Raw genomic sequence first — 316 nt, forward strand, 5'->3', positions numbered from 1 at the left:
GTTGCCGGTACCTATGAACTGGGTGGCATGTACCGCGGCGAGAACCTGCAGATCGGTACCTTCGACGGCAAGCCGCTGACCACCGAGCTGTCCGGCAACGTCGTCGACGTCTGCCCGGTCGGCGCGCTGACCAACAAGGTGTTCCAGTTCCGCGCCCGCCCGTGGGAACTGACCGCGCGCGAATCGCTGGGCTACCACGATGCGATGGGTTCGAACCTGTTCCTGCACGTGCGTCGCGGCGAAGTGCTGCGCACCGTGCCGCGCGACAACGAAGCGGTGAACGAGTGCTGGCTGTCCGACCGTGACCGCTACTCGC

General features: G+C 66.1%; 1 pseudogene. It reads left to right on the top strand.

The window, feature by feature from the left end:
* A pseudogene (locus EN846_RS34290) lies at window positions 1-316 on the top strand (NADH-quinone oxidoreductase subunit G); the annotation flags it as partial.

Source organism: Mesorhizobium sp. M4B.F.Ca.ET.203.01.1.1, from assembly GCF_004791025.1.
Lineage (GTDB): Bacteria > Pseudomonadota > Alphaproteobacteria > Rhizobiales > Rhizobiaceae > Mesorhizobium > Mesorhizobium abyssinicae.